Source organism: Arhodomonas sp. KWT (assembly GCF_010993615.1).
Genome location: NZ_WNXE01000753.1, coordinates 1 through 815, shown reverse-complemented (window position 1 = coordinate 815; position 815 = coordinate 1). Strand labels below are relative to the sequence as shown.

The 815-nt window shown below is 71.0% G+C and carries 1 protein-coding gene; it reads left to right on the top strand.

All coding sequences use genetic code 11. The features are described 5' to 3' along the window. On the top strand, positions 1 to 739 hold a 739-nt coding region (locus G7A99_RS22180), incomplete at its 5' end, for a bifunctional ornithine acetyltransferase/N-acetylglutamate synthase (RefSeq protein ID WP_163144160.1). Positions 740 to 815: the final 76 nt, after the last annotated feature.

The window sequence follows — 815 nt, the reverse complement described above, 5'->3', positions numbered from 1 at the left end:
CAGCGAGCGCGTGCAGGTCGACGGGCGCACCGTCACCCTCACGGGCATCGCCAAGGGCTCGGGCATGATCCGGCCCAACATGGCGACCATGCTGGCGTTCCTCGCCACCGATGCGGTCATCGAGCCGGCGGTGGTGCAGCGTCTGCTCGGTGACGCCGTGGCCGGGAGCTTCAACCGCATCACCGTCGACGGCGACACCTCCACCAACGACGCGTGCACACTCATCGCCAGCGGCAACAGCGCCGCCCGTATCGATCCGGACACCGATCCCGAGGGCTACCAGCGCTTCCGGGCCGCCCTCTCCCGTGTGTGCGAATCCCTGGCGCGGGCGATCGTGCGTGACGGCGAAGGGGCGACCCGCGAGATCGCGGTCACCGTCCGCGGCGCCCGGGACGACGACGAGGCGGCCCGGGTGGCGTTCGCCGTGGCGGAATCCCCGTTGGTGAAGACCGCCGTGTTCGCGGGCGACCCGAACTGGGGGCGGATCCTCGCCGCGGTCGGCCGTGCCGGTGTGGATGACCTCGATGTCACCCGCGTGCGCGTCGACCTCGCCGATTACACCATCGCCGACGGTGGTGGCCGGGTCGAGGATTACGAGGAGGCGGAGGCCGCGCGGCGCATGGCTGCGGACGAGCTCCCCGTGACCATCGATTTGCGTCGCGGCAAGGCCGGCACCACGGTCTGGAGCTGCGACTTCTCCTACGAGTACGTGCGGATCAACGCCGACTACCGCTCATGAGCCCGGCCGTGGAGACGATCCATGTGGCCGTCGCGGTGATCCGCGGCGGGGACGGCCGCGTGCTGATCTCGCGGCG